This is a genomic window from Synechococcus sp. BA-120 BA3, from assembly GCF_034931285.1.
In the GTDB taxonomy this organism is placed as follows: domain Bacteria; phylum Cyanobacteriota; class Cyanobacteriia; order PCC-6307; family Cyanobiaceae; genus Cyanobium.
This window is the reverse complement of sequence record NZ_JAYGHZ010000495.1, coordinates 1-822: the sequence shown is the minus strand read 5'-3', so window position 1 is coordinate 822 and position 822 is coordinate 1. Positions and strand designations below refer to the sequence as shown.

At 52.4% G+C, this 822-nt stretch carries 1 protein-coding gene; it reads right to left on the bottom strand.

Going from position 1 to position 822, the window contains the following annotated elements:
* Nucleotides 1–44: 44 nt before the first annotated feature.
* Nucleotides 45–822 (bottom strand): transposase (locus tag VB737_RS17115; protein WP_500314744.1); only part of this gene is annotated, 778 nt, incomplete at its 5' end.

Here is an 822-nt window from a genome sequence, read left to right as displayed (position 1 = left end):
CAACTTCCTAAGAAACACCCACGGCCATCAGGGATCTCCGCCTATCAGCCGGTAGCAACCAGTTGGTAACCCAGTGCTCTTGCACGTTTTTCCAGACCATGGATTTGACGTTCGCGAGATGCCTGCTGGTAAGCCAAATCTCCGTGTTCTTGAAATTCCATGCCATATCTAATGGTCTTGTAGTAAAGAATGGCCAGCTTTCGGGCCGTGGCAATCAAAGCCTTGCTTTTGCCAACACGTGCAGACAACCGTCGCTGAAATGCACCCAGCGCTGTGCTTGTTCTACTGAGTGGAACTGCTGCCATCCAAAAGGCACTACCGGCCCTTGTTGTTCCCTGTCTTGTGCGTGAGGACAGCACACGCCCTCCGGATATCTTGTTTTGTGGGCTCAACCCAAGCCAGGAGACGAAATGCTTAGCGCTTGGCCAGCGTGTCATGTCGAGTCCACATTCACTGATCAAGGTGATGACCGTTGCAGGGCCAAGACCAGGAAGAGCCAACAGGTCGTGGCCCGCGACTGATTTGATCAGTTCTTGAGGATTAAACGAGAAGCCATTTCCCTTGATTCGCCAGTCGCTCGCTTGTCTCTTGGGTTCTATGTAGTCATCTCCAGCCAGCTCTTGGAGCACTGACTGCCCAGCCAGTTCGCACTCCTGGATCTTTGCCGAGTATACATCGAACATCTCGACAGCGACTTTGAGTTCAAACAGGTGCTCTTCTTGATAGTTTCCTTCAAGGGCAGCAGCAATAGTCTCCACAGACTCTTTGCAGCGTCGGTCACGCAGTGCAGCTAGCGTCTTGGGATCTCGTTCACCAGACAGA